The sequence below is a fragment of the Mesorhizobium sp. P2_E6 genome, assembly GCF_056403835.1.
Genome location: NZ_JBFUEQ010000002.1, coordinates 57758 through 81103, shown reverse-complemented (window position 1 = coordinate 81103; position 23346 = coordinate 57758). Strand labels below are relative to the sequence as shown.

Here is a 23346-nt window from a genome sequence, read left to right as displayed (position 1 = left end):
GATCCGTATGCGGCCGCGCGGGGACGTTGAGGGGACGCCGGCCTTCTATCCACCCCAGGAGGTCGGGCCGATTGGGCCCAATCAGGAGACTCCCTTGGAGCGAGAAATGTCACCGGTCAATACTCTCACCCATCATCGCACGTCCGAGGCTGTTGCCAGGGACGGCATCTCTATCGCCTACCAGGACCTCGGTCGCGGCGAGCCGCTCGTACTGCTGCATGGCGTGACCGAAAACAGCGAGTCCTGGCACGAGGCGGGTTACGTCGACCAGCTGCTGCGGCGCGGGCGCCGGCTGATCCTCATCGATTGCCGCGGCCATGGCCGGAGCGGAAAGCCTCACAACCCGATTGCCTATTCCGGACTCAGGCGGGCAGCAGATGTCGTTGCCGTGCTCGACAGTGCCGGCGTCCAGCATGCTGCACTGATGGGACATTCAATGGGCGGCGTGGTCGCGCTGGCCGTGGCTCTCTACCACCCGGACCGCGTCAGCGCGTTGGTCGTCAATGGCGCGCATCCGTACGCGGAGGATCTCACCTCGCTCCGGGCGGCGCTCAAGAATGACTTCGAGACCTGGCTCGCCTTCTTGACGCAACTGGCCCCCGACCTTTCGCAGGCCGCAAGCCGGCGGATCCGGGCCAACGATCTCACCGCGGTTCGAGCAAGCCTTGCCAAGGACAGGCTGGATTTCTCGGCGGCCTTCGCGGGGCTGGGGATACCGGTGTTGGCAATCAGCGGTACGCTTGATCCCCGTTGCGAGCTCGTCCGGAATTTCGCGGAACTGGCGGGCGGCGAGTTTCTGCCGCTCGCGGGCAAGAACCATGTCACCGCCTTCCTCGATGTCGACACCGTGGCGCCGGTGGTCGACGCTTTTCTGGACCGTGTCGGTGCTCAGAGCACAAGGCAAGGAGGCTAAGTCATGTGCCAAACCTGTCTCTCCTGGTATGCACGCTGCATTGCTCCCTACGTCGTCCACGCCGGCTGTTCGGCCAACACATTCGCACACATGCGAAGGCGAATGATCCCGCGGGCAGAGGGCATTGTCGTCGAAGTCGGCTTCGGGTCCGGCCTGAACCTTCCCTATTACGACGCTGCCAGGGTCGCGCGGCTGATCGGCGTCGATCCCGACGGCACGATGCTCGGCCTGGCCGGACCGAAGAGCCGTTCCTTGCCGTTCGATGTCGAATGCCTCCGGGCCAGCGGCGAAAGCCTGCCGCTCGCCGATGCCTTCGCCGACACGGTTGTCGTCACCTATGCCTTCTGTACCATTCCGGACCCTGAGATGGCGCTGACCGAAATCCGACGCATCCTGAAGCCGACGGGCCGGCTGATCTTCATAGAGCACGGCCAGGCCGAGGAGCCGCGTTGCCGCAGATGGCAGGAGCGCCTGAACAGGCTGTGGGGGCGGATCGCCGGCGGCTGCCACCTCAATCGCGATCCGTTGCTCTTGATCCGCAGGGCGGGCTTCAGTCTCGTTGAAGAGGAGCGCGGGCGGTTCTCGCTGCCCTTCTGGCAATTGGGAAGCCACTACGCCGGCGTCGCGGCACCCCCGACAGGTTGACGGCCTTCGTCAAAACCTGCACGTCTGAAAATGCGCACGGTGCTCGCATGGCCCTTCCGCCACGCACCCCGCGGCTCAGAAAATCGAATCCGTGATGGCCTTCACCGGCCCGAGCAGGACCGATCCGTCCGGCACGCCGGCGTCGATCGGAATAGCCCGGCGATTGGCCGTTGCCACCATTGGCTGGCTGACATCGCTGGTCACGATCACCGGTGTCTTCGAAGGCACCCGGTCGTAGAGATCGATGATGTCCTGGTTCATCAGGCGCACGCAGCCTGACGAGACCGACTTGCCGATTGACTTCCATTCGGGCGAGCCGTGCAGGCGGTAGAGCGTGTCGACGTCGCCCTGGAAGAGGTAGAGGGCGCGCGCCCCGAGCGGATTCTTCAGCCCGCCCGGCATGCCGCCATTTTCGGCGCTGTATGGCTTCAGTTCCGGCTGCCGGGCGACCATTTCATCCGGCGGCGTCCATTTCGGCCATTTCTGCTTCCACTGGACGACGGCGTCGCCGGACCATTCGAAGCCGGCGCGGCCAAGGCCAACGCCGTAGCGGATCGCCTGGCCGCCCTGGCGCACGAGATAGAGATGGTGCCCGGTTGTGTCGACGATGATGGTGCCGGGCTTCTGTCCCGTAGGGTCGGGGACGATCTGGCGCAGGAACTGCGGATCGATTCTCTCGAACGGTATTGGCGGAAGGTCGAAGCCGCCATCGCTGACGGCCGCGTACATGGTCGCATAGTCGGGCAGCGGCGGCTCGACATAGGTTGGTGGCGGTGGCGGTTCGACCGGTTCCGGCCCGGTGGTGGCGCATGCGGAAACCGCGATCGAAGCGGCGCCCAATGCAGCGGCGTTGAGAAAGCCGCGACGGCTCAGGCGAAAGGATTCGATTTCGGCTATGGACATGGTTGCCTTCTTTAGGTGTCAAATCGCAACAAAGGTTGAAACGCCGATTGCTGCGTGGGTGTCTGACAACACCCGGCGCGATAGGCGGTTCCGATTCTGGCCCGAACGTGGACAAACAAAGGCGAAGCTGTGACTGCGCTGCCACTGTGGCGTCAGAGACACAGCTTTGCAACCTAGCTGCCGGGCACCAATGCTTCGAGCGATGGCAGGATCAGGGCCGGTGGAAAGTCCCGGTACTCTTCTGGCTGGTTGGAACGGTTGATCCAGACCGTGCGAAAGCCGAATTTGGTCGCACCGGCGATGTCCCAGCGATTGGAGGACTGGAAGGAAACCGCGTTGGGGTAGAGGCGCCAGCCGGTAGTGACCATGTCGTAGACCGCCGGATCGGTCTTGAAGCGCCGCACCGTATCGACCGAATAGATGTCGTCCAGAACCTGATCGAGCGCGGCGGACTTGACCGCTGCCTGCAGCATTTCGGGCGAGCCGTTGGACAGGATCGCCAGCTTCGCTCCCGAAGCCTTGAGCGCCTTGAGCACGGCCGGCACTTCGGGATAGCAATCCAGCCGCCAGTAGGCGTCCAGCAGTTTGGCCTTGAGGCCAGGGTCGGCCGAGGGAACCTTGCGCAAGGCGAAATCGAGCGCCTGTTCCGTCAGTTGCCAGAAATCGGCATAGGCGCCCATCAGCGTGCGCACCCAGGAATATTCGAGCTGCTTGGCGCGCCAGATTTCGGACAACAATTGGCCGTCCGGCCCAATCTGGTCGGCATGACGGCGCACGGCGGCATGCACGTCGAACAGCGTGCCGTAGGCGTCGAAAACATAGGCGGCGTATTGCATGGCAACAGTTTTGAGGCGAGGCGCGAGAAGGTGCAAGCTTTGATTGCATCGCACTCGCCGCTGGCCTCAACAAAACTCCGCGATGCCGGTTGACGGCGCCCGCCAAAGCATCTTCCAATGGCTGTCACACGAGATCGATCGGGACGGGACAACGCGATGACACTGGCGGCTGAGGCACTATCTGCGACATGGACTTTCGTCGATGGTGATTGGCACGAGGGCAATGTCGCCATTCTCGGGCCGCGCAGCCACGCCATGTGGCTTGGCACCAGCGTGTTCGACGGCGGCCGCTGGTTCGAAGGCGTTGCCCCCGACCTCGACCGCCATGCCGCCAGGGTGAATTCCTCGGCGATTGCGCTCGGCCTCAAGCCGTCGATGACCGCCGACAAGATCGTCGGGCTTACCTGGGACGGGTTGAAGAAGTTCGATGGCAAGACAGCCGTCTACATCAGGCCGATGTATTGGGCCGAGCATGGCGGCTATATGGGCGTTCCGGCCGATCCCGCCTCGACCCGTTTTTGCCTTTGCCTTTATGAGTCGCCGATGATCCCGCCGACGGGCTTTTCGGTGACCGTATCGCCATTCCGGCGCCCGACCATCGAAACCATGCCGACCAATGCCAAGGCCGGGTGCCTTTATCCCAACAACGGCCGTGCCATTCTCGAAGCCAAGATGCGCGGGTTCGACAACGCGCTGGTGCTCGACATGCTGGGCAACGTCGCCGAGACCGGAACCTCGAACATCTTCCTGGTCAAGGATGGCCATGTCCTGACGCCGGCGCCGAACGGCACCTTCCTGTCCGGCATCACCCGCTCCCGCACCATGACGCTGCTTGGCGAGTATGGCTTCAAGACTACCGAAAAGACGCTGTCGATACGGGATTTCCTGGAAGCGGACGAAATCTTTTCGACCGGAAACCATTCCAAGGTGGTGCCGATCACGCGCATCGAGGATCGCAACCTGCAACCCGGGCCGGTGGCCAAGAAGGCGCGCGAGCTTTATTGGGATTGGGCGCATTCGACGTCGGCTGGCTGACGCGTCCGGCCCGGCCTTTTGTCGCTGCGCGGTTCGTCGTCGGAAAACCGTGTGACAGTTTTCCGCTACCCGCCTAGAAAGGGAACCGGCGCTTCATTCCGGAGTTGTCCGATCTCAATCCAGACCTATCTTAGTCCGGTATCGACACCGGATTTTTCCACGAGGGAGTACTACCCATGGCTTTTGAATTGCCCGCTCTGCCTTACGACTATGAGGCCTTGCAGCCTTACATGTCGAAAGAGACGCTGGAATATCACCACGACAAGCACCACAAGGCCTATGTCGACAACGGCAACAAGCTGGCCGCGGAAGCCGGAATGGGCGATCTGTCGGTGGAAGAGGTGGTCAAGCAGTCGTTCGGCAAGAATGCCGGCCTCTTCAACAATGCCGCCCAGCATTACAACCACATCCATTTCTGGAAATGGATGAAGAAAGGCGGCGGCGGCAACAAATTGCCCGGCGCCCTGCAGAAGGCAGTCGACAGCGATCTCGGCGGCTACGACAAGTTCAAGGCCGATTTCATCGCCGCCGGCACGACGCAGTTCGGTTCCGGCTGGGCCTGGGTTTCGGTCAAGGACGGCAAGCTGGCGATCTCCAAGACGCCGAACGGCGAAAACCCGCTCGTCCATGGCGCGTCGCCGATCCTCGGCGTCGATGTCTGGGAGCATTCCTATTACATCGACTATCGCAACGCCCGGCCGAAATATCTCGAGGCGTTCGTCGACAGCCTGATCAATTGGGATCACGTGCTTGAGCTCTACGAAAAGGCCTGATGCATGTCGCCCAAACGTGCGCAGCGGTTTTGGGACCTCGACGTGTACGAGAGCAAGGACTCAACCCGCGTCGTTTGCGTCCCTTTGGACGCAACGCGTTTGATGACCTGATCGATCTCCAGCAAAGCCCCGGCACTCCCGGGGCTTTTCTTTTGCTGTGGCGCAGCAAATTCATCCGAGGCGAAGGGAATATTCCCTTCGTGGCATCCGTTAACGTCCTGTCCCGAAATGCCCTCATCCCCAAAATACCTTCATCATGGAGCCAATTGAATGAGAAAGCTTGTCATCGCCATCTCAATGCTCGCCCTCGCGGCGTCGGCGGCCTTTGCCGACCCGATCCTCGATCGGCAGGCTCTGATGAAGGAGCGTGGAAAGATCGTCGGCGGCATTTCCAAGGTGGTAAAGGGCGAGGAGCCTTTTGATGCCGCGGCTGTGCTGACGGCCCTGCAGGCACTGCAGGCGAATGCCGAGAAGGTCGATGTCGACGCGCTGTTCCCTGCCGGCAGCGACACGGGCGACACCACGGCTGCGCCGAAGATCTGGGAAGACATGGCCGGCTTCAAGGCGGCCAACGACAAATTCATCGCCGACGTCAAGGCAGCGACCGCTGCCGCTCCCGCAGACGTCGATACGTTGAAGGCGCAATTTGACACCATCGCGTCCAACTGCGGCACCTGCCACCAGACCTATCGAGTGAAAAAGGGCTGATAGCGGGCCATGCCCTGGCTGAAAAAGCTCGTCGGCGCCCTCGTCGTTCTGGGCGGCGTCGGCGCGGTTGCCGGGTGGGTCCTGTCGGCGCCGGTGAGGCTCGACAGCGAGACCCTGGCCAAGCTCGGCCCTGGCGACGTGGCCAGGGGCAAGCGCATTTTCTATGCCGGCGGTTGCACCTCGTGCCATGCAAAGCCGGGGTCGAAGGGCGATGCCCGCCTACAGTTGGTGGGTGGTCTTGCGCTCAAGACGCCATTCGGCACCTTCGTGCCGCCCAACATTTCGCAGGACCCCAAGGACGGCATCGGCGCATGGTCGGTCGAGGACCTCGCCAATGCCATGCTGAAGGGGGTGTCGCCGTCGGGTGAGCATTTATATCCGGCGTTCCCCTACGCGTCCTACGCACGCATGAAACCGGGCGACATTGCCGACCTCTATGCCTTCCTGAAAACGCTGCCGGCCGTCGCCGGCAAGGCGCCAGCCAATTCGCTGACGTTCCCGTTCAACATCCGCCGCGGCATCGGCCTTTGGAAACTGCTTTATCTCGGCGATCAGCCGGTCGTTTCGCTTCCCGAAGGCACGCCTGATCCGGTGATGGCTGGTCGCTACCTGGTCGAAGGGCCGGGTCACTGCGGCGAATGCCACACGCCGCGCGACTTTGCGGGCGGGACGAAGAAGAACGAGTGGCTGGCGGGCGCCGTGGCCGCCGAAGGCACCGGCATCGTGCCGAACATCACATCGGGCGAGGGCGGCATCGGCAACTGGTCCGAAGCCGACATCGCCAACTACCTCGAGACCGGGTTCACGCCCGATTTCGATGCGGTCGGCGGCGCGATGGTCGACGTGCAGAAGAACATGGCCGAACTGACCGCAGGGGATCGTGCGGCGATCGCCGCCTACCTCAAGGCGGTGCCGCCGCATCCCAACGGTTATCCAGCGCGCAAGAAGACGGCGAACTGACACACGCCGCCCAAACTGCTCAGCGGTTTGGCTTGCATTAAGACAACAGCTGAAGCGCAGCGCGCGACTCTCGTCAGGTGCTATGTGGTCAGTTGTCGGACGCCGGGTGGCGGTCGCCCAGAAAGTCGAAGCCCGTCTCGAAGAAATGGTTGTAGTTGCAGGTCAGTTCCTCGCCAGACGCGATGTCGCGCAAGGCGTAGGTCTCCTCAGGCGACGAGACATCGCAATTCGGCTCGTCGTCATGGTTCATGTATCGGGCGTCGTCGGCTTCGAAGACGATGTAGGACGGATCACGCCGGTCCGGGTAGGAATAGCGATCGAGATAGTTCTTCACCGGCCCGGTCTCGCCCTCATAGGTCTCGACGTCGATGATCCGGTCGAAGCGGGGGTCGAGCTTCCAGATCAGCGTGCCCTTGGGGATGTGGTGCTTGGCAAAAACGCCGATGCCCTGGATCGGCGATTTGTCGAGATAGACGTCGACGAGCAGCATAATGGACCCTTGTGCGAGTGCGGGCTTCGTCGCCCGGGAAAGTCGTGCCTTGGGTAGCGCGCGACCATCGCAATTGCGAGGGGAAATGAGCGATGCGGAATTCAAAAAGTCATGATCGCTGAACCCAAAAGTGAACGTCGTGTCCGCAGCCTCAGCGTTGCTGCAAGGCCAGACGGACGCCCAAAGCACAGTAGATGCCGCCGACAATCTTGCCTTGCCACTTGAGCACCCTCGGATTTCGGCGCAGGAAAGTGCCAAGCCGACCGGCGCTCACTGCAAAGACGACCGTGCTGAGAAGACCCAGCATGACGAAGATGACCCCTAGTGTGGTCAACTGAAGCATCACCGACCCGTTTTCAGGCCGCACGAACTGGGGCAGGAACGCAAGGAAGAAAAGCGCGGTCTTGGGGTTGAGCACTTCGGTCAGGATAGCCTGTCGAAACGCCTTGCCGGCGGAGATGGCAAGTGCGCCGGCAGCCGGGTTGGCCGGCATTTTCTCGATGATCGCCCGAATGCCGAGATAAACGAGATAGGCGGCGCCAATGTACTTTACGATGCTGAACAGCGCCGCCGAAGTGGCGATGATCGCCGATATGCCGACCATGGCCATGACCGTGTGAAACACGTCGCCGGCCGCGATCCCGGCACCGGTCGCTATGCCCACCTTCGTTCCAGAGCTCGTTGCCCGCGCGACGGTAAGGAGGGTGGCTGGGCCTGGAATGAAGACAAAGCCGAGCACAACCGCGATGTAGGTTGTCAATGTTGACAGATCGATCATTGGCGGTTCTCTCCTGTAAGCTGCGCCTTGCCCATCACCTTCAGTGCGAAGGAATAAGTATAGGCGATCTCCTCCAGTCGCGAAAACCGGCCGGAAGCGCCGGCGTGGCCTGAATCCATGTTGATCTTGAACAGCACGGGATTGTCGCCGGTCTTGCGTTCGCGCAGCCGTGCCACCCATTTGGCCGGTTCCCAATAGGTGACGCGCGGATCGGTGAGACCGGCCAGCGCCAGGATCGGCGGATAGTCGAGCGCGGCGACATTGTCATAGGGCGAGTAGGCGGCGATGGTTCGGTAGTCGTCGGCGGACGCGATCGGGTTGCCCCATTCCGGCCATTCCGGCGGCGTCAGCGGCAGGCTGGCGTCGAGCATCGTGGTGAGCACGTCGACGAAGGGCACCTCGGCGACGATGCCGCCAAAACACTCCGGCGCCATGTTGGCGATGGCGCCCATCAGCATGCCGCCGGCCGAGCCTCCTTGCGCGACGATGCGGTCATGCGTCGTATAGCGCTCGGCAACGAGGTGGCGCGCACAGGCGATGAAATCCGTGAACGTATTCATCTTGTGCGCCCGCTTGCCGTCATCGTACCAGCCATAGCCCTTGTCCTTGCCGCCGCGGACATGAGCGATGGCAAAGACAAAGCCGCGGTCGACCAATGAGAACCAGTTGGTGTTGAATGCGGCCGGCACCGTGATGCCATAGGAGCCGTAGCCGTAAAGCAGGCAAGGTGCGGATCCATCCAGCGGCGTGTCGCGGTGGTGGAGAAGCGAGATCGGCACCAGTTCGCCATCGGCGGCTGGCGCCATCAGCCGCCTGGTGACGTAGTGATCCTGGTCATGGCCGGAGGGCACTTCCTGGGTCTTGAGCAGGACCCGCTCGCGCGTGCGCATATTGTAATCGAACACCTGGGCCGGCGTCGTCATCGACGAATAGGAAAAGCGCATGATCTCGGTATCGTACTCATAGGAGCCCGACAGGCCGAGCGAGAAGGCCTCCTCGTCGAGGGACAAAAGATGCTCCTCGCCGCTGCTGCGGTCGCGCACGACGATGCGCGGCAGGCCTTCCTTGCGTTCGAGCCGGACCATGTGGTCCTTGAAGCCGATCACCGACAGGATCAGCCGGCCAGGTTCATGCGGCACCAGTTCCTGCCAGTTGGCGCGCACCGGATCGCTCACGGGCGCGGTCATGATCTTGAAATCCTTGGCGCCATCGGCATTGGTCAGGATGAAGAAGATGTCGCCGCCTTCTTCCAGATCATATTGAAGGCCGGTCTCGCGTGGTGAAACCAGCTTCGGTTCCGCAAACGGGTCGCTGGCGGGCATCAGGCGGTATTCCGAGGTCTCGTGATCGTTGATGCCGATCATGATCCATTCGTTGTTGCGCGTGCCGTCGACATTCATGAAGAAGCCGGGATCGCTTTCCTCATAGATCAGCCGGTCGCTTTCGGGGCTTTGCCCCAGCGCATGGAACAGCACCTTGGACGGGCGGTGGTTGGGATCGAGACGCGTGTAGAAGAAGCCGTCATCGCCGGCGTTCCAGACGCCTGAACCGCCCGTGTCGGGAATCCGATCGGCGAGATCCCTGCCATCGTCAAGGTCGCGCACGCGAAGCGTGTAGAATTCGGAGCCCTTGTCGTCGAATGCCCACAAGAGCTTGCGGTGGTCGGCCGAATGATCGACGCCGCCAAGACGGAAATAGGCCTTGCTCGCCGCCTCCGCATCGCCATCAAGCAGGATCTGCTCGGAGCCGCCGTCGCGCGGCATGCGGAAATAACGCGGCTGCTCGCCGCCAAGCTTAAAGGATGAGCCATAGGCATAGGGTCCGTCCTTCATCGGTACGGAGGAATCGTCTTCCTTGATGCGGCCCTTCATTTCCTTGAAAAGCTGCTTCTGCAACTCGGCCGTGTCGGCCATCAGTTTCGACTGATAGGCGTTCTCGGCCTCGAGCTCGGCGCGGATCCCCGCATCGAGCAATGACGGATCCCGGAACATCTCCTGCCAGTTGTCGGCCCGCAGCCAGGCATAGTCGTCGGTTCGCGTGATGCCGTGATGCGTGTCGGAAACCGGCCGTTTCTCGGGCGCTGGCGGGCTGGCGTGCGGAAATGCGGAAGTGCTGGTCATTGCGTCTCGCTTTGCCGATATCTTGAATGGGGAAGCATCTTGAATGGGGAACTATCTTGAATAGCGAATGAACACGCCCATCAGGTCGGGTTCAAGAGCCGCAGCTTAAGGGTCGTGTCGGCTCCAGATGGTGCCGGGAGGAGAGATGATGAATATATATCGTCGGATTGCGGCAGCTTTCGCCGTTGCTTCGCTAACTCTGGCTTTTGCCGGCCAGTCTCATGCGACCGTATTCGCGGCTTGGCAAGTGGCCAATGTGCCGTTCGGTGACATGCTCAATGTGCGCAAATACCCTTCGGGCACATCCCAGAAACAGGCGGCGTATCCGAACGGAACCGTTCTGCAGATGACCGGACGATGCACCGGCGGGATAAACCTGCTCGACATCGCCAATCAGCCGGCGTGGAAGCAGGAACGGACGGTTCGCTATCGCTGGTGCGAAGTCTGGCATGACCCGGCCCAGAACGGCAACTTCGTCACAGGTTGGGCCTATGGCAAATACATCACGCCGCATTGACTGACCTTGCGGCAACTGATCCGAGGCAGTTCGCATGACCGGCATGTCGCCTGGTTGCTTGCGCAGGACATGCGGCAACCTGTGGTTTTGTGGACAGGTATGGGCAACCAAGCTTGCCCGTGCGATTGCCAAGCAAAATCAAGCATTGAAACCTGCTTTGTGAGTTATCGCGAATGTAACGACGAACTGACGTGGCGTCAGCGGTTGCTGGTTGGCGGGCGAAATATCGAAAAATTACAAAATGCACGAAAGGTTGAAGCTAATCCGGGAACAATTGATCAACATTGTTCAATATAGCGCAAAGACCGAATTGACTTACTTGGTCAGCAGGGTCATTGATGTGCACGCGACACGAATCGCAGAAGCTCTACCTGCATAAAAATTCGCGCGATGCCCTGCCTGAAAAAAAGGGCGCACACTGACGTAACTCTTGTTGGGGCCTGATGACCATGGATATTGTCGAAACACCTTCCAGAAACAGCGATGCGCTGATCGAATTGACCGCCGATGTGGTGGCCGCCTATGTCAGCAACAATCCCGTGCCGGTCGGCGAACTGCCGAACCTGATATCCGATGTCCATGCCGCGCTCGGGCGCGTGGGTGGAACTGCCGAACAGCCGCCTGCCGACAAGCAAAAGCCGGCAGTCAACCCGAAGCGCTCGGTTCATGACGACTACATCGTTTGCCTTGAAGACGGTAAGAAGTTCAAGTCGCTGAAGCGTCATCTGATGACCCACTACGACCTGACGCCGGATCAGTACCGCGAAAAGTGGAACCTCGACCCGAGCTATCCGATGGTTGCACCCAACTATGCGGCTGCGCGGTCCCAGCTTGCCAAGAAGATGGGTCTCGGCCGCAAGCGCAAGGCGCGGTAATCGCTGCACGCCACATCGGATCGACATCAACGGCGCCTTCGGGCGCCGTTTGATTTTGTGTGAAAGGGTTTTCCATCCGGAATTGCGTCAAGATGACGAAGTAGAGCGCTTCTACGCTCCGTGGAACGATGAACCGCTCCGGCTGTCAGGCGGTCTGCTTCAGCGCCGCCTCGGCGTCGCGCTTGATGCGCTTGACCATGGAGCGAAGGCCGTTGGCGCGCTGGGGCGACAGATGTTCGTCGAGGCCGAGCTCTTTCAACGTTCCTTCCGCGTCGGTCTTCTGGATCTCGCTGGCGGTCCTGCCGGAAAACAGCGCCAGCATGATCGCGACCAGCCCGCGCACGATATGGGCGTCCGAATCGCCGGTGAAGGTGATGACCGGATCGGCCCCCGGTCCGCGTTCGGTGGTCAGCCAGACCTGACTGACGCAGCCCGGCACCTTGTTGGCAGCGTTGCGCTCATCGTCCGGAAATGGCGGCAGCGCCTCGCCGAGGTCGATGACGTAACGATAGCGGTCTTCCCATTCCTCGAGGAACGAGAAGTCGTCGCGGATCGTCTGGATCGTCGTCGTCATAGTTCGGATATAGTCACGCGGCGGCGCCACGTCACGGAAAAAACAAGGACACCGCGGGCGTCGAGAGGGCAGACAGCCCGCGGTGCGCCGTCGGGACGGCTTAATTCTGGACCGGCAGGTTGACTGGCAAATTGACCGTTTGGGGCAAGACGATTTCCTCCGGCACGCTGCCGGTCATCGTCGACGTGTCAGGGCCCGCGGTGGACTTGTCGTCCAGCATCGCGGCCGCGATCTTGGCGGTCTCCTTGGCGCGGGCGGTGATGGTGTGCATGGCCGACTTGCCGGTTTCGCAGACGTCGGGTTTGCGTTCGCAAATGCCGGCGATGTCGCCAACCGCTTCACGCGCCGCAAACAGGGCCTGGATCGGCCCGACGCTCCCGCGGCCCGATTCGTCGGGACCGACAGCCAGTGGCAGCGCCAGCAGCACCAAGGAGAACCAGAAAGCCATTCTTATCAGGAAGACCATTCCCTTGCCTCTCGTCGTGACCGGATCATGCATCCATATGGCATGACCTCTTTTGTAGGCAGGATGGTGGCACACAGGCGCAAAGGACGGCTTGCAGGTTCGCCGAGAATTTTCCGCAAATTTTAGGCAAATCCGAAACGAACCGTTGTGCAAACAGTTTGTTTCAAATCCGAACGATTTTTCTTAACGCCGGATAACCATCTATCTATCTGTCTTGAATGCGTTTTTCGTGAAACCCGGGAGTCCAGGCGTCGCGTGGATACACCCCTTGGGCGTGGGCGCCGGATAACCCTCCGTTTACTATGGCTGCATTTGCCCGGGCTTTCGGCTGCCGGCATCCCGATATTTGCCGCAGGCCGGGCCTTGGTCGGCGCTGCCTTATCCATTCCTTAAACGCTGGATGCCAGTTTCTGAGTCAACCAAAACAATCTGCAAAAGCAGAGCTGTCCACGACGAGTACGGGTGCGTTGAGTTGAGTTCGATCAAGGCCAGATACGTTGAATTGCCTGGCGCGATGGCGGCTGGTTGCGAACGTATGGTGCACCCGTCCATCCTTGGGCAGAACGACCGCGAGCGCCAGCGCCGCTTCATCGGCGTCATGCTGGCGGCTCCTTTCTTTGCCGCCGGCGCCGCGGTCACGCTGGTCACGTCGGGCATGGGCGCCGCCGTCACCGTGGCCGCCATCTTCGCGGCCTTTGGTCTGTGCTGGTTCGTCGCCCTGCTGGTGGCGGCGACCGGCAAGATGGCCATCGCTGCTCAGGTCGCCCTGGCGATGGCCGGCATTGCGCTAGGCGGTCTCATCGCCGCCGCCGGTGGGCTGAGCTCTCCCGTCGCCATGCTCGTTGTGGCGCTGCCGTTCGAAGCCTGGTGGATCGGCGCCTCGCGGCGTGCGGCATTGTGGGGAGCCGTGTCGGCCGCTGTGGCCATCCTGGCGCAGCCTCTGGCAGGAATTCTGTTGCCGTTCGCCGGAGCACAGATTGCCGCGTGGCACTGGCTGGTGCCGTTGGCCTGGGCCCTCACATTGATCCCGCGCGCGTCGGCGTTTCAAAACACGACCGGTGCGGCCGACGTCACCGACGCGGCAGACCGTCTTGAAGACATCATCGATGCGGTGGTCTTGCGCGTCGCCCGCCATGGCGAGGTTCTGGACGCTTCGGCAAAGGCGCGCACGCTTTTGAAGCTGCCGCCCGAGCTGCTGTCCGGAAACGGCTTCTTCGATCGCGTCCATCTGTCGGATCGCGTCTGCTATCTCAGCGCCTTGGCCGACATGCGCGACGGCGCGTTGTCGCGCCGGCTCGAATTGCGCATCAGGCTGCCTCAGAACGGCAATGGACAGGCGGCCGACAATTACCGGCCGTTCTCACTCGATCTGGTGCGAGGTGAAGAACAGGGCGACGTCTTCACGCTTGTCCTGCGCGAGAACGACGACATTGCCCGGCTGCGCGAAAATCTCGCTGCGGCCAATGAGGCGGCGGCCTCGGCCGAAGTCGCCAAGGGACGCTTCCTGGCGGTGGTCAGCCACGAACTGCGCACGCCGTTGAATGCCATCATCGGTTTCTCCGACATGCTGCTGCACGAGATGTTCGGCGCCTTCAAGGATCCGCGCCAGAAGGAGTATGTCGGCCTGGTGAGGGATTCGGGCCAGCATCTGCTGGCCGTCGTGACCTCGATACTCGACGTGTCCAGGATCGAGTCCGGCGTCTATGCGACCGAGCCGGAGCCGTTCCGGTTCGCGGAAGCGGTCGACATGTGTCAGTCCATGCTGCGGCTGCAGGCGCAGGCGAAGAACATCGATCTGCAGACGCAGATCGCGCCGGACGCCGGCGATATCAATGCCGACCGGCGTGCCGTGCAGCAGATGCTCATCAACCTTGTTTCCAATGCGATCAAGTTCACCCCCGATGGTGGCGATGTGGTCGTCGGCGCCAAGCGGATCGGTTCGCGCCTGCATTTCTGGGTCAGGGACACTGGCATCGGCATCGCCGAGGAGGATTTTGCCAATCTCGGCAAGCCCTTCATGCAGATCCAGAACGACTATACCCGCCGGTTCGAGGGGACTGGCCTCGGCCTTTCGCTGGTCAAGGGCCTGGTGGCCCTGCACGAAGGCACGATGTCCATCGAAAGCATGCCGGGCGAGGGCACCACGGTGACCATCAGCCTGCCGGTGAACGGACCGAAGGGACACCAGGCGGAGAAGGCCGGAGTGCTGACGATGCCGGTGGCCATGGCGAAAGGGGACAGAAATGGCTCGCTCCGCAAAACGGCCTAAGGCGGTCAAGCGCCGCAGCAACGCCTTTCAGGACGGCGCCGTCGCCGTCGGCGGCGCGATCTCGCGCAATCCCGTCCTGGTCGGCGGGTCGACGGCATTCCTGGTGACGCTGTTCTACGTTTCCGCCAATGCCTTGTGGTACCAGCCTTTCCCGCATGCCGGCGCGTTCTTCGCGACCCGCAGCATGGAGGGCTTTCGGCATACAGCGTCCGACGAACCGGAGACGACGTTCAACATCGTGCGGCCATCCGGCACGCCGGCACCGATCAAGGGCGATCCGGTGGTCGAGCAGGTGCAGGGCATACTGAAGGATCTCGATTTCTATTCCGGAACGGTCGATGGCATTTCCGGGCCCAACACGCGCAAGGCCATCCAGGCCTATCAGCAGAAGGTCGGGCTCAATGCGTCCGGCGAGATCGACGCGCTTCTGCTGGACCAATTGGGCGCGACGCCGAAAACAGCGGCCGTCATACCGAGACCGCAGCCGCGCCCGGATATGCCGGCCGCCGTTCCGGTGTCCTTGCAGACAAACTCTGGGCAGACCAATTCCGGGCAGGCGAATGCCGACCAGGCGAATGCGCCGACGCAGGCACCCGATGCCCGCATCGTCAAGATCCAGGCCGGGCTCAAGGCATTCGGCAATGACGACATGCAGCTCGACGGCGTCGTCGGCACGCGCACCAAGGCGGCGATCAAGGAATTCCAGTCGCTGTTCGGGCTGCCCCAGACCGGCGAGCCCGATGAACTCGTGTACGTCAAGATGCGCGAGATCGGCCTGACCAACTAAGGGGCTGAAACGACGGCTCGCAGAGCGGCGGAAATATCGATAGATAGCCCGTACGCTTTCTGGAGCTTCTCATGCGCGTCACATCGGATCTGTGGGTCTCGGCCCTGTTGCGCCGGGTTTTCGGCGCCGGCGGATTTGCCACCGTGGTCAAGCGCGGCGCAACCGAAGCCGGCGCTGTGTTCGTGCTGGCGCGTGGCAGGTCTGGAGACATTGCCCTGTTCGGGCCGGCACCGCAGACAAGCTACGATTCGGCGAAGCCCGACGATCGCTTCTTCAGCCTTCTCGGCGCCGGCGATGATGCCGCCGTGCTCGAAGCACGGCTGGAACGGGAAAAGAAATTCGATCCCGACATCTGGGTGGTCGAGATCGAGGCCGGTGCCGTCTCCGTCGAGGAGCTTATTTCCGTGAAGTCGCCCTGAGGCCGGACGAAGCCGCCGCATCGTCGCTGTTCGATCCCGTCCGGTTATCGCTGTTTGCCGGTGCCGCATCGCGAACCGCTCTTGAAAGGGTCTCCGCCTTCCAGAGCCGCACCTTGTCCTGAGCCGCATCGCGATGCAGCAGGCGGTAGCGGTCGAGGAAGGCGCGGATAGCCTGCGGATGCGGGAATTGGCTGGGATAGACCGCAACCGTGATCAGGAATGCCCGGTCCTCGCTGAGGTCAAGAGAGCGCAGTGCTGCAAGCAGCGAGGCATAATTCTGGTTGCCGGTGAGCGATCGCGCGATCGAGAAATCGATATCCAGTGCGTCGGCGAGCGCGGTCTGGAAGAACGCCGCGTTTCCCGTCAGCGCCGTCTCGCGCAGTTTGAGATAGGCATCCGCGCCCGTGAACGGATCGGCGGTCGTCGCCCCGGCTTCGTCGCCGGTGCGCATCATGGTGCGCAGCCTGCGCCGTGCGTTTTCAGCGGCAATGCCGGCCGCCCGTTCTCTGGCGGGCTCTTCCGAGACGGCATCCGTGCTCATCGGTGCAATCTTGTCCGCCGTGGCCGTCACGGCCCTGTCCGCGGCGATGCCGTTCGCGTCCGGCTCCCGCACGCGTACCAGGGTTGGTCTTTCAAGCGCCCTGATCAGGTCGGCGATGGTCGGGTTCAAGTCCTTGCGCCGCGCAATGGCGCGTGCATGCGGAAGGCCGTGCCGCCCGATCAGCGCGATGAGGTCGATGTCACTGACCGCGCGGGAGCGAATGAGCAGCGGCGCGGCAATGTCGACCGGCTCCTCGCAAAGACGGCGCACCAATGCGGCGGGGGCATATTCGCATTCGGACAGGGCGGCCGCCACGTAGCGGCGTGATTCGACGGACACATTGTCGAACAGCGGCAGCGTCAGGTCTTCGAGTTGGCCGATCTCTCGGCGTGACGGGCGGGTGAGCGAGCAGAACGCCGACACCGCGGCGCGGAACAGCCTTTCAGCTTTGCCCGAGTCCGTCCGTATCGCGATTTGCCTGAAGTCCGAAGATGACACGAAGGATACGCCCGCACTCGACACAAACTCGACCACGCTCGACCGGGACTGTGTCGGTTTCGCGTTTGCCGCGGGTCGGAACGCCCTGACCTCGAGACAAAGATCAAGTTAGCGACGATCCGTTAGCGCTCCGTTAACCCTCTGCCGTCCTTAATGATATTTGGAGGCGTTGCGTTGTGCTCCGGGGAAACCGAGAGGAATGCGCGAATCATGGGCATGGTACTGTCTTTCGTGCCGCGTACGGCACCAAGCAATCGGACAAAGCAACCCGCCGAAATTCCGGCGGCGGTGATCATCTTCCCCGGCATCCGCTACGAGCGGTCGCATGCCGGCGAAGTGCGGCCGGTCGATCCCGACAAGCCGGGATCGCCAGGGACGAAGCCGGTTCCTCACCACTAGAAGTCTTGCAGCTCGCAGGAACTCTTTTCGAGGAAGCTTGATACGATCGGCTTCCAGCTGTCATCGGGCACGAAGGTGCGGATGACGAAGATGCCTTCCTCGATCGGCGCCTCGACGAAGATTGCTCCCTGAAGGTCCTCGGGAAGGTCCTTGCGCACGTCGATCATCTGCGCCGGCGTCAGCACGACGGCATCCAGCACGCCGTCGTTGGCGGTGTGGTCGTTGAAGGAATAGATGTTGTGGCCGCTGCGGTCATAGACCGACACCGACCAGAACGGCACATGTCCCGGCGCCTTGATGCGAACCACTCCTTCGCCCAGATCGAACCGGCACGCTGTCGCGTAGAACAACGGGTCGACGGACTTCACCACCGGCGCGCCACCGGCCTCCGCATCGAGACGCGTCATCCTGTAAAGGTCCGAGGTCATGGACAGCCGCGACCAGGCGTCTCGTTCGGAAAATTCAGGCACCAGGAGCAGCACGACGATGTGCACGATGCCGGCGCCGACCAGGCCGAGCAGGACAGCATGCAGAAGCTTGCGCATCGCCGCATAAGAGCTACGCATTGCAGCCGACCTTCAGGATCCGCGGCAGCGAAACGTCCGACAGGCCGGTGCTGCTGGCGATCGGCGTGTCGTAGAATGTCAGCACGAAATACATTCTGCCGAAGCCGCCGGTCAGCAGCCAGTTGCCCGGCATCGGGTGATCGCTGGCGGAAATGATGACCGAATTGTCGGGTTGTCGTACCACCCCATAGGATTGCAGCGCCGCAAGGCGTGATTTTCCGGTTTCGACCACGCCGAGCGACTGATCGGCGGCATAGAGCGTCCAGAACCGTGCCGTCGGAAATCCACCCTCGATCGTGTAGGTGCATTCGCGCTTGAGTTCGCCGCCGCCAGCGTCACGCTCGGCGACGAAGGACAGCCCTTCGGCACGGCCGAGCGCAAGCACGCCCTCACGCGCCACGCGGGCCTTCGAATAGGGGTCGGCGGCTGGCGTGCCGATATCGGGAAAGGCCGTCCATTGGCCGATCCGGATGGCGCCGACACCATCCTGGGCTTTCAGCGCATACCAGACGCTGCCGCCACCGCCGCCGATGGCTATGACAAGCGAAAGCAGCGTCAGGAGTGCATTCTTGAGCATGAAGGGCCGGGGACACGAAGAGTTGCCGCTCGGGGATATCGCGGCGCGGGGTCCCGTGGCAAGCGGGCCGATGGATTTGCCCGCCCAAGCCAGTCGCAAAGATCCACTCAGTCGGAAAGAATCACAGTGCCGACAGCTTTTCCGGCGGTTGAGGCGCTGCGAGGGCCGGCGCTGACTGGAACTGCTTGGTCATGTCCCTCAACGTCTGCGTGGTCCGGCTGGACAACACCGGCGGCCGTTCGGCCGCCGCATCGGCTGCCGCTTGATCGTCGCTCTTCTTCTGCGCTTCCCCGGCCTTGGCTGCGATCTCTTCATCGACAAAAGGCTTGTCGATGCCGGGGATCGGCTTGAGGTCGATGTTTTGATGGGCATAGACCATGAGACGCTGCCAAACCATTGCCGGCAGCGAGCCGCCAGTCATGTTCTTGGTCGGCGTGAAATCGTCGTTACCCAGCCACACGGCCGCCGTGTAGTTGCCGGTGAAGCCGACAAACCAGGCGTCACGGTAGGATTGCGTAGTCCCGGTCTTGCCGGCGACGACGATGTTGGGAATTTGCGCGCGGCGCGCCGTGCCCATCACCGGCACCGCCGCCAGCATGGTGTTCATGGATTTGAGCGCCTGCTCGGACAACACCCGGTGCGGCGGCGGCGCATCCTTGGCGAAGTCGTAGACCACCTCGCCGGTGCGGGTGACGAGCTGCGTGATGCCGTGCCGGGAGCCGACGAAGCCGTTCTGGGCGAACACGCTGTAGCCCGTCGCCTGATCCATCACCGTCATGCCCGAGGTGCCGAGCACCATCGTCTTGTGCGATTCGAGCGGCGATTCCACCCCCATCGCCTCGGCCATTGCCTTGATCGGCGGGATGCCGAGATAGTCCTTGGCCAGTCGCACCGGCACGGTGTTGATCGACTTGGCCATCGCCATGATCAGTGTGATCCGGCCGGCCGATTCGCCGCTGTAATTGTGCGGTGACCAGGTGCCCCAGCTGATCGGGCCGCCGGAAATGATGGAGTCGGGCGTGAAGCCGTGCTCCATCGCCGTTGCATAGACATAGGGCTTGAACGATGAACCGGTCTGGCGCAGCGCCTTGGTGGCACGGTTGAACTGGCTGGCGCCATAGTCGCGGCCACCGACGATGGCTCTGACGGCGCCGTTGGTCTCGATGACGACGACAGCGCCCTCGGTGACGTTATACTCCTTGCCGAACTGGCGCAGGTGGAACTCCACCGATTCTTCCGCCGCCTTCTGGATGTTGGCGTCGAAGGTGGTGTGGGCCACAAGCGAGTGCTGGCCTGGCTTGGCGATCTTCTTGACCTCGTCGAATGCCCAGTCGAGGTAATAATCCGGGCTTTTCTGTTCGCCGCGATCGACGACATCGGCAGGGTGCAGCCTTGCCTGCAGCACCTGACCCTCGGTCATGAAACCGGAATCGACAAGGTTGGACAGCACCACATTGGCGCGCGCGCGCGCCGCCGGCAGATTGATGTGCGGTGCATATTTGGTCGGCGCCTTGAACAGGCCGGCCAGCATCGCCGCCTCGGCGAGGTTCAGGTCCTTGACGCTCTTGCCGAAATAGAAGTCGGCGGCCGCCTCGATGCCGAACGTGCCGCCGCCCATATAGGCGCGGTCGAGATAGAGCTGCAGGATTTCCTTCTTCGACAGATTGGCCTCGAGCCACAGCGACAGGAAGGCTTCCTTGATCTTGCGCTCCAGGGTGCGCTCGTTGGTGAGGAACAGGTTCTTGGCCAGCTGCTGGGTGATGCTGGAACCGCCCTGGACGACGGAGTTCGCCCGCACATTCTCGAAGATAGCGCGTGAAAGGCCAAGCACGTCGATGCCGTAATGATCGAAGAAGCGGCGATCCTCGGTGGCGAGCACCGCCTTGATGACGTGATCGGGCATCTCGTCGACCGGCACCGAATCGCGCTGGATGATGCCGCGCTGCCCGATCTCGTTGCCGTAGCGGTCGAGGAAGGTGACGGCGAAGTCGCCCTGGGCGCGCCAGTCGCCAGCCGTATCCTGGAAAGCCGGAACGGCCAGCGCCAGCATCACCACAATGCCACCGGCACCCAGAGTAAAACCTTCGCTCAACAGTTCGATGATGCCGCGGCGCCAGCCGTTGACGCGGAAGCGCCGCGAGAAGATCGTCGCCGCTTCCCAGAACTGGCGCGCCTTGAAACCGATCTCGTAGAGCGAGGAATCGAGCCAAGCATCGAGCGCCAGCAGCCGGGCTGCGATCGGACCTCTTCTCTTGTGCGGTTCAGGACTGGCCATTCGGAAATCCGGCTCGGCGATGGCGCGACCTGAAAACCGCAAACCGGCAATTTCAGGGCGGCGCCCTGTCCCGACTATTCATCCATTTTGTGGACGCTCACAAGAGCGGCGAGGACACAGCTGCAAGGTTTGTTGGCGCAAGGGCAGGGGGCAGCGTGAAAGGCAACTCTGTCGCGCGCCCAGAAAAAGGTAAATTGTTGCAGGCAAGCAGACATAACGTTCCTTCAATCAGGGCAAATTATATGTTTGGTGAGCTAAAAATTGCAACGAAAGAAAGTAGCATGAAACGCCTGTTTTTTATCTGCTCCATATCCTCCTTGCTGTTCCTGTCCGTGAGCCGAGCATTCGCGTTCAATTTCGGGTTTATGAGAGTGCCGGACTGGATGGATTCTTATATTGGTGTGCTCTTTGTCATCACCTGCATTTTCTGGCTTGGCCTGGCGGCGACGAAACCGAGGGGCGTTCCGTTCAAGCAGCTTGCAAACGTCAAGATCTCGCCGCTAGCGAAGTTCTTCCGCGTCGGCCTGCTCATCGCCTTCACCATCCTGATGGTCATCTTTTTTGCCGGGATGGGGCTCAGACGATACGCTGAGATGACGGGCGCAGCGTAAAGCCGCGCGCCGATTTTGTCAGTCAACGCGGGATAGTTGGCGCCCAGCCAACCGCTGCCGCCTCAGGCCGGCTCGTGCTTCAGCGCCTGCGCCATGCAGTGGATGCCGCCGCCGGTCTTTGAGATCTCGCTCACGTCGACAATCGCCAGTTCGAAACGGTGTGCCTCGAACTGGCAGGTCAGCGTCTGGCTCGACGTCAAAGCGATCAGCGATAGAACGCTTCAAGCGGCCCGCAGGTTCTCTTTCGGGCGCAAATTCTGGTTCATGCGGAACAGGTTCAGTGGGTCGTAGCGCTGCTTGATTTCCAGAAGCCGCCGATGGTTGCCACCATAGGCCGCTTCGACCCGGTCAACCTCGTCCTCCGGCATGAAGTTCACATAGACGGTGCCGGCCGCATAAGGCTTGGCCGCCTCGTAGATCGCACGAGCCCAGTCGGTGCAGGCCTTGTCCATCGCCGGTTCGCGCCAGCGGGCGTGAACGTTCATGACGAAATGCGAACTGCGCTGTGGAAACGCCGTAGCATCCGCCTTGACGCGACCTGCCGCGCCGCCGACATGGCCGACAAATATCTCGCATTCGGGTCCCGGCAGCTTGGCTATTGCCCCCGTGACGACCGCAGCCGCCTCCTCGGAAAACTCGGTGAAGTCATGGCTCTTCCAGTAGTTGCGGGCGCCGGGCGCAAGTAGCGGGTCGAATGCTTGCTGCCAGCCGGTGAACGGGCTGGGGCCGACGACATCGGCAATCGGCGTGCCGATGGCTCGAAGCTTATGCGTCGCCTTTTCGCCTGCGGCGATGTCGCCGCAATAGCACATGGCCAGAACCAGCACCTCCTTGCCATGCCATTCGGCCGGCAGGAAGGGCAGCGGCGGCGCCTGCCGCATGACCACCCAGCAGGTCAACTCGTCAGGAGCGGTTTCGAGCGCCTTGCGATACTCCTGCAGTACCTTTTCGGCATCGGCGAAGGGATGGACGACAAGCCCCGCCAGCACCTGCGGTCCAAGCTCATGGAGCTGGAACTCGAATGCCGTGACGACGCCGAAATTGCCGCCGCCGCCTCGCAGCGCCCAGAACAAGTCCGGATTTTCGGTCTGGCTGGCCCGGAGCAGTTTGCCGTCGGCGGTGACCACATCGGCAGAGGCAAGATTGTCGATGGTCAGGCCGAATTTGCGGGTTATCCAGCCGAAGCCGCCGCCCAGTGTCAGGCCGGATATGCCGGTGGTCGAGTTGATGCCGGTCGGCACCACCAGGCCGAAGGCCTGCGTTTCCTTGTCGACATCGGCAAGCGTCGCGCCCGGCCCGACCCATGCCCGCCGCGCAGCGACATCGACCCGCACCGACTTCATCAACGACAGATCAATCACCAGGCCACCATCGCAGACCGCACTTCCGGCAATGTTGTGGCCGCCGCCGCGCACGGAGACGAGAAGTCTGTTCTCCCTGGCGAAATTCACGGCACTGATGACGTCGGAAGCGCCCACGCAGCACACGATCAGCCCAGGCCGTCGGTCGACCGTGGCATTCCAGACAGTCCGTGCTTCGTCGTAAGCGGCATCGCCTTCGCTCAGCACTGTGCCGCGCAAGAGTGCTGAAAATGCTTCCAAGGCAGCGGCGTCGATTGTCGTTTTGCCGCGTTCAAGCGTGGTGAGGCTCATGGTGTTCATGGTTTCCTCCCGATTTGCAGATGAGCCGTCCCCCTCCCCAAAAAACATCTTAACTGTGCGCTTATATTAGATATCGTGCAAGTTTCGCATTGGCCAGCGTTGCGGCGCCCAAGTGGGCGTCCGCAGCCGATGTAGTGATCGCATTGGCTT

26 protein-coding genes are annotated in these 23346 nt (G+C 62.1%); 13 read left to right on the top strand and 13 right to left on the bottom strand.

The window, feature by feature from the left end; translation table 11 throughout:
- The first annotated feature begins 106 nt into the window (after nt 1-106).
- Both AC1D08_RS05135 and AC1D08_RS05130 read left to right on the top strand, forming a co-directional pair.
- Nucleotides 107-913 (top strand): alpha/beta fold hydrolase, encoded by an 807-nt coding sequence (locus AC1D08_RS05135; protein ID WP_457152420.1) that lies wholly within the window; start codon nt 107-109, stop codon nt 911-913.
- Nucleotides 914-1015: 102 nt separating this feature from the next.
- Entirely contained in the window at nt 1016-1558 is a 543-nt protein-coding gene (locus AC1D08_RS05130; RefSeq protein ID WP_457152419.1) for a class I SAM-dependent methyltransferase, read from the top strand.
- Nucleotides 1559-1633: 75 nt separating this feature from the next.
- Here the strand turns inward: AC1D08_RS05130 and AC1D08_RS05125 are convergent, their stop codons facing one another.
- Both AC1D08_RS05125 and AC1D08_RS05120 read right to left on the bottom strand, forming a co-directional pair.
- On the bottom strand, nt 1634-2461 hold the full coding sequence (locus tag AC1D08_RS05125) for a L,D-transpeptidase (RefSeq protein ID WP_457152418.1): 828 nt from the start codon (nt 2459-2461) through the stop codon (nt 1634-1636).
- A 173-nt stretch (nt 2462-2634) separates the two neighbouring features.
- Nucleotides 2635-3297, bottom strand: coding sequence for a haloacid dehalogenase type II (locus tag AC1D08_RS05120; protein ID WP_095089865.1), 663 nt, complete (start codon nt 3295-3297; stop codon nt 2635-2637).
- 156 nt (nt 3298-3453) lie between these two features.
- Here AC1D08_RS05120 and AC1D08_RS05115 point away from each other — a divergent pair, with 156 nt between their 5' ends.
- The 4 genes from AC1D08_RS05115 (at nt 3454) to AC1D08_RS05100 (ending at nt 6773) form a co-directional block, all read left to right on the top strand.
- Entirely contained in the window at nt 3454-4332 is an 879-nt protein-coding gene (locus tag AC1D08_RS05115; protein WP_457152417.1) for a branched-chain amino acid aminotransferase, read from the top strand.
- Nucleotides 4333-4508: 176 nt separating this feature from the next.
- Entirely contained in the window at nt 4509-5105 is a 597-nt protein-coding gene (locus AC1D08_RS05110; RefSeq protein ID WP_095089869.1) for a superoxide dismutase, read from the top strand.
- A 270-nt stretch (nt 5106-5375) separates the two neighbouring features.
- Complete coding sequence (locus AC1D08_RS05105) at nt 5376-5813, top strand: c-type cytochrome (RefSeq protein WP_457154059.1); 438 nt, start codon at nt 5376-5378, stop codon at nt 5811-5813.
- 9 nt (nt 5814-5822) lie between these two features.
- Nucleotides 5823-6773, top strand: coding sequence for a cytochrome c (locus AC1D08_RS05100; RefSeq protein ID WP_457154058.1), 951 nt, complete (start codon nt 5823-5825; stop codon nt 6771-6773).
- A gap of 88 nt (nt 6774-6861) precedes the next feature.
- Here the strand turns inward: AC1D08_RS05100 and AC1D08_RS05095 are convergent, their stop codons facing one another.
- From AC1D08_RS05095 to AC1D08_RS05085, 3 genes are all read right to left on the bottom strand, one after another.
- Nucleotides 6862-7263 (bottom strand): SET domain-containing protein, encoded by a 402-nt coding sequence (locus tag AC1D08_RS05095; protein ID WP_457154057.1) that lies wholly within the window; start codon nt 7261-7263, stop codon nt 6862-6864.
- Nucleotides 7264-7414: 151 nt separating this feature from the next.
- A complete protein-coding gene (locus tag AC1D08_RS05090; protein WP_095089879.1) occupies nt 7415-8041 on the bottom strand; it encodes a LysE family translocator in 627 nt (208 codons plus the stop codon).
- Nucleotides 8038-10161 (bottom strand): S9 family peptidase, encoded by a 2124-nt coding sequence (locus AC1D08_RS05085; protein WP_457154055.1) that lies wholly within the window; start codon nt 10159-10161, stop codon nt 8038-8040. The genes AC1D08_RS05090 and AC1D08_RS05085 overlap by 4 nt, the downstream gene beginning before the upstream one ends.
- A gap of 148 nt (nt 10162-10309) precedes the next feature.
- On the opposite strand from AC1D08_RS05085, the gene AC1D08_RS05080 reads away from it, so the two are divergent.
- Both AC1D08_RS05080 and AC1D08_RS05075 read left to right on the top strand, forming a co-directional pair.
- Complete coding sequence (locus AC1D08_RS05080) at nt 10310-10678, top strand: SH3 domain-containing protein (protein ID WP_477422672.1); 369 nt, start codon at nt 10310-10312, stop codon at nt 10676-10678.
- Between the two features lie 449 nt (nt 10679-11127).
- A complete protein-coding gene (locus AC1D08_RS05075) occupies nt 11128-11553 on the top strand; it encodes a Ros/MucR family transcriptional regulator (RefSeq protein WP_095089970.1) in 426 nt (141 codons plus the stop codon).
- A 145-nt stretch (nt 11554-11698) separates the two neighbouring features.
- Here AC1D08_RS05075 and AC1D08_RS05070 read toward each other — a convergent pair whose 3' ends face one another.
- Together AC1D08_RS05070 and AC1D08_RS05065 are read right to left on the bottom strand one after the other, a co-directional pair.
- Entirely contained in the window at nt 11699-12127 is a 429-nt protein-coding gene (locus AC1D08_RS05070; RefSeq protein ID WP_457152632.1) for a SufE family protein, read from the bottom strand.
- Nucleotides 12128-12227: 100 nt separating this feature from the next.
- A complete protein-coding gene (locus AC1D08_RS05065) occupies nt 12228-12593 on the bottom strand; it encodes a DUF5330 domain-containing protein (protein ID WP_457152631.1) in 366 nt (121 codons plus the stop codon).
- Between the two features lie 535 nt (nt 12594-13128).
- Here AC1D08_RS05065 and AC1D08_RS05060 point away from each other — a divergent pair.
- The 3 genes from AC1D08_RS05060 to AC1D08_RS05050 all read left to right on the top strand — a co-directional run bounded on the left by AC1D08_RS05060 (nt 13129) and on the right by AC1D08_RS05050 (nt 16068).
- Nucleotides 13129-14862, top strand: a complete 1734-nt coding sequence (locus tag AC1D08_RS05060) for a sensor histidine kinase (RefSeq protein ID WP_457152630.1) — start codon at nt 13129-13131, stop codon at nt 14860-14862.
- The gene (locus AC1D08_RS05055) at nt 14837-15649 is read left to right on the top strand and encodes a peptidoglycan-binding domain-containing protein (protein ID WP_477226199.1); all 813 of its coding nucleotides are present in this window, start codon (nt 14837-14839) and stop codon (nt 15647-15649) included. Before AC1D08_RS05060 ends, AC1D08_RS05055 begins: the two co-directional genes overlap by 26 nt.
- 71 nt (nt 15650-15720) lie before the next feature.
- Nucleotides 15721-16068, top strand: coding sequence for a DUF1491 family protein (locus AC1D08_RS05050; RefSeq protein ID WP_457152628.1), 348 nt, complete (start codon nt 15721-15723; stop codon nt 16066-16068).
- Here the strand turns inward: AC1D08_RS05050 and AC1D08_RS05045 are convergent.
- On the bottom strand, nt 16046-17107 hold the full coding sequence (locus AC1D08_RS05045; protein WP_457152627.1) for a hypothetical protein: 1062 nt from the start codon (nt 17105-17107) through the stop codon (nt 16046-16048). The two genes, AC1D08_RS05050 and AC1D08_RS05045, sit on opposite strands and share 23 nt — an antisense overlap.
- Before the next feature lie 210 nt (nt 17108-17317).
- On the opposite strand from AC1D08_RS05045, the gene AC1D08_RS05040 reads away from it, so the two are divergent.
- A complete protein-coding gene (locus tag AC1D08_RS05040; protein WP_246461176.1) occupies nt 17318-17506 on the top strand; it encodes a hypothetical protein in 189 nt (62 codons plus the stop codon).
- On the opposite strand, the gene AC1D08_RS05035 is transcribed toward AC1D08_RS05040, so the two are convergent.
- The 3 genes from AC1D08_RS05035 to AC1D08_RS05025 all read right to left on the bottom strand — a co-directional run bounded on the left by AC1D08_RS05035 (nt 17503) and on the right by AC1D08_RS05025 (nt 20924).
- A complete protein-coding gene (locus tag AC1D08_RS05035) occupies nt 17503-18072 on the bottom strand; it encodes a DUF1254 domain-containing protein (RefSeq protein WP_457152626.1) in 570 nt (189 codons plus the stop codon). The two genes, AC1D08_RS05040 and AC1D08_RS05035, sit on opposite strands and share 4 nt — an antisense overlap.
- Nucleotides 18065-18649, bottom strand: coding sequence for a DUF1214 domain-containing protein (locus AC1D08_RS05030; RefSeq protein ID WP_095089905.1), 585 nt, complete (start codon nt 18647-18649; stop codon nt 18065-18067). The genes AC1D08_RS05035 and AC1D08_RS05030 overlap by 8 nt, the downstream gene beginning before the upstream one ends.
- Before the next feature lie 121 nt (nt 18650-18770).
- The gene (locus tag AC1D08_RS05025) at nt 18771-20924 is read right to left on the bottom strand and encodes a transglycosylase domain-containing protein (protein WP_095089906.1); all 2154 of its coding nucleotides are present in this window, start codon (nt 20922-20924) and stop codon (nt 18771-18773) included.
- A 155-nt stretch (nt 20925-21079) separates the two neighbouring features.
- Between AC1D08_RS05025 and AC1D08_RS05020 the strand changes: the two genes are divergently transcribed.
- Nucleotides 21080-21535: a hypothetical protein gene (locus AC1D08_RS05020; protein ID WP_477422670.1), complete on the top strand. Its 456-nt coding sequence runs from the start codon at nt 21080-21082 to the stop codon at nt 21533-21535.
- Nucleotides 21536-21597: 62 nt separating this feature from the next.
- Here AC1D08_RS05020 and AC1D08_RS05015 read toward each other — a convergent pair whose 3' ends face one another.
- Together AC1D08_RS05015 and AC1D08_RS05010 are read right to left on the bottom strand one after the other, a co-directional pair.
- Entirely contained in the window at nt 21598-21735 is a 138-nt protein-coding gene (locus AC1D08_RS05015; RefSeq protein WP_245331241.1) for a hypothetical protein, read from the bottom strand.
- A 21-nt stretch (nt 21736-21756) separates the two neighbouring features.
- The gene (locus tag AC1D08_RS05010) at nt 21757-23196 is read right to left on the bottom strand and encodes an FAD-binding oxidoreductase (RefSeq protein ID WP_477422668.1); all 1440 of its coding nucleotides are present in this window, start codon (nt 23194-23196) and stop codon (nt 21757-21759) included.
- Between the last annotated feature and the right edge of the window lie 150 nt (nt 23197-23346).

Coding starts and splice junctions, on each gene's coding strand:
- AC1D08_RS05135 (WP_457152420.1), top strand. CDS start 107: ATGTCACCGGTCAATACTCTCACCCATCATCGCACGTCCGAGGCTGTT.
- AC1D08_RS05130 (WP_457152419.1), top strand. CDS start 1,016: ATGATCCCGCGGGCAGAGGGCATTGTCGTCGAAGTCGGCTTCGGGTCC.
- AC1D08_RS05125 (WP_457152418.1), bottom strand. CDS start 2,461: ATGTCCATAGCCGAAATCGAATCCTTTCGCCTGAGCCGTCGCGGCTTT.
- AC1D08_RS05120 (WP_095089865.1), bottom strand. CDS start 3,297: ATGCAATACGCCGCCTATGTTTTCGACGCCTACGGCACGCTGTTCGAC.
- AC1D08_RS05115 (WP_457152417.1), top strand. CDS start 3,454: ATGACACTGGCGGCTGAGGCACTATCTGCGACATGGACTTTCGTCGAT.
- AC1D08_RS05110 (WP_095089869.1), top strand. CDS start 4,509: ATGGCTTTTGAATTGCCCGCTCTGCCTTACGACTATGAGGCCTTGCAG.
- AC1D08_RS05105 (WP_457154059.1), top strand. CDS start 5,376: ATGAGAAAGCTTGTCATCGCCATCTCAATGCTCGCCCTCGCGGCGTCG.
- AC1D08_RS05100 (WP_457154058.1), top strand. CDS start 5,823: ATGCCCTGGCTGAAAAAGCTCGTCGGCGCCCTCGTCGTTCTGGGCGGC.
- AC1D08_RS05095 (WP_457154057.1), bottom strand. CDS start 7,263: ATGCTGCTCGTCGACGTCTATCTCGACAAATCGCCGATCCAGGGCATC.
- AC1D08_RS05090 (WP_095089879.1), bottom strand. CDS start 8,041: ATGATCGATCTGTCAACATTGACAACCTACATCGCGGTTGTGCTCGGC.
- AC1D08_RS05085 (WP_457154055.1), bottom strand. CDS start 10,161: ATGACCAGCACTTCCGCATTTCCGCACGCCAGCCCGCCAGCGCCCGAG.
- AC1D08_RS05080 (WP_477422672.1), top strand. CDS start 10,310: ATGAATATATATCGTCGGATTGCGGCAGCTTTCGCCGTTGCTTCGCTA.
- AC1D08_RS05075 (WP_095089970.1), top strand. CDS start 11,128: ATGGATATTGTCGAAACACCTTCCAGAAACAGCGATGCGCTGATCGAA.
- AC1D08_RS05070 (WP_457152632.1), bottom strand. CDS start 12,127: ATGACGACGACGATCCAGACGATCCGCGACGACTTCTCGTTCCTCGAG.
- AC1D08_RS05065 (WP_457152631.1), bottom strand. CDS start 12,593: ATGGTCTTCCTGATAAGAATGGCTTTCTGGTTCTCCTTGGTGCTGCTG.
- AC1D08_RS05060 (WP_457152630.1), top strand. CDS start 13,129: ATGGTGCACCCGTCCATCCTTGGGCAGAACGACCGCGAGCGCCAGCGC.
- AC1D08_RS05055 (WP_477226199.1), top strand. CDS start 14,837: ATGGCTCGCTCCGCAAAACGGCCTAAGGCGGTCAAGCGCCGCAGCAAC.
- AC1D08_RS05050 (WP_457152628.1), top strand. CDS start 15,721: ATGCGCGTCACATCGGATCTGTGGGTCTCGGCCCTGTTGCGCCGGGTT.
- AC1D08_RS05040 (WP_246461176.1), top strand. CDS start 17,318: ATGGGCATGGTACTGTCTTTCGTGCCGCGTACGGCACCAAGCAATCGG.
- AC1D08_RS05035 (WP_457152626.1), bottom strand. CDS start 18,072: ATGCGTAGCTCTTATGCGGCGATGCGCAAGCTTCTGCATGCTGTCCTG.
- AC1D08_RS05030 (WP_095089905.1), bottom strand. CDS start 18,649: ATGCTCAAGAATGCACTCCTGACGCTGCTTTCGCTTGTCATAGCCATC.
- AC1D08_RS05025 (WP_095089906.1), bottom strand. CDS start 20,924: ATGGCCAGTCCTGAACCGCACAAGAGAAGAGGTCCGATCGCAGCCCGG.
- AC1D08_RS05010 (WP_477422668.1), bottom strand. CDS start 23,196: ATGAACACCATGAGCCTCACCACGCTTGAACGCGGCAAAACGACAATC.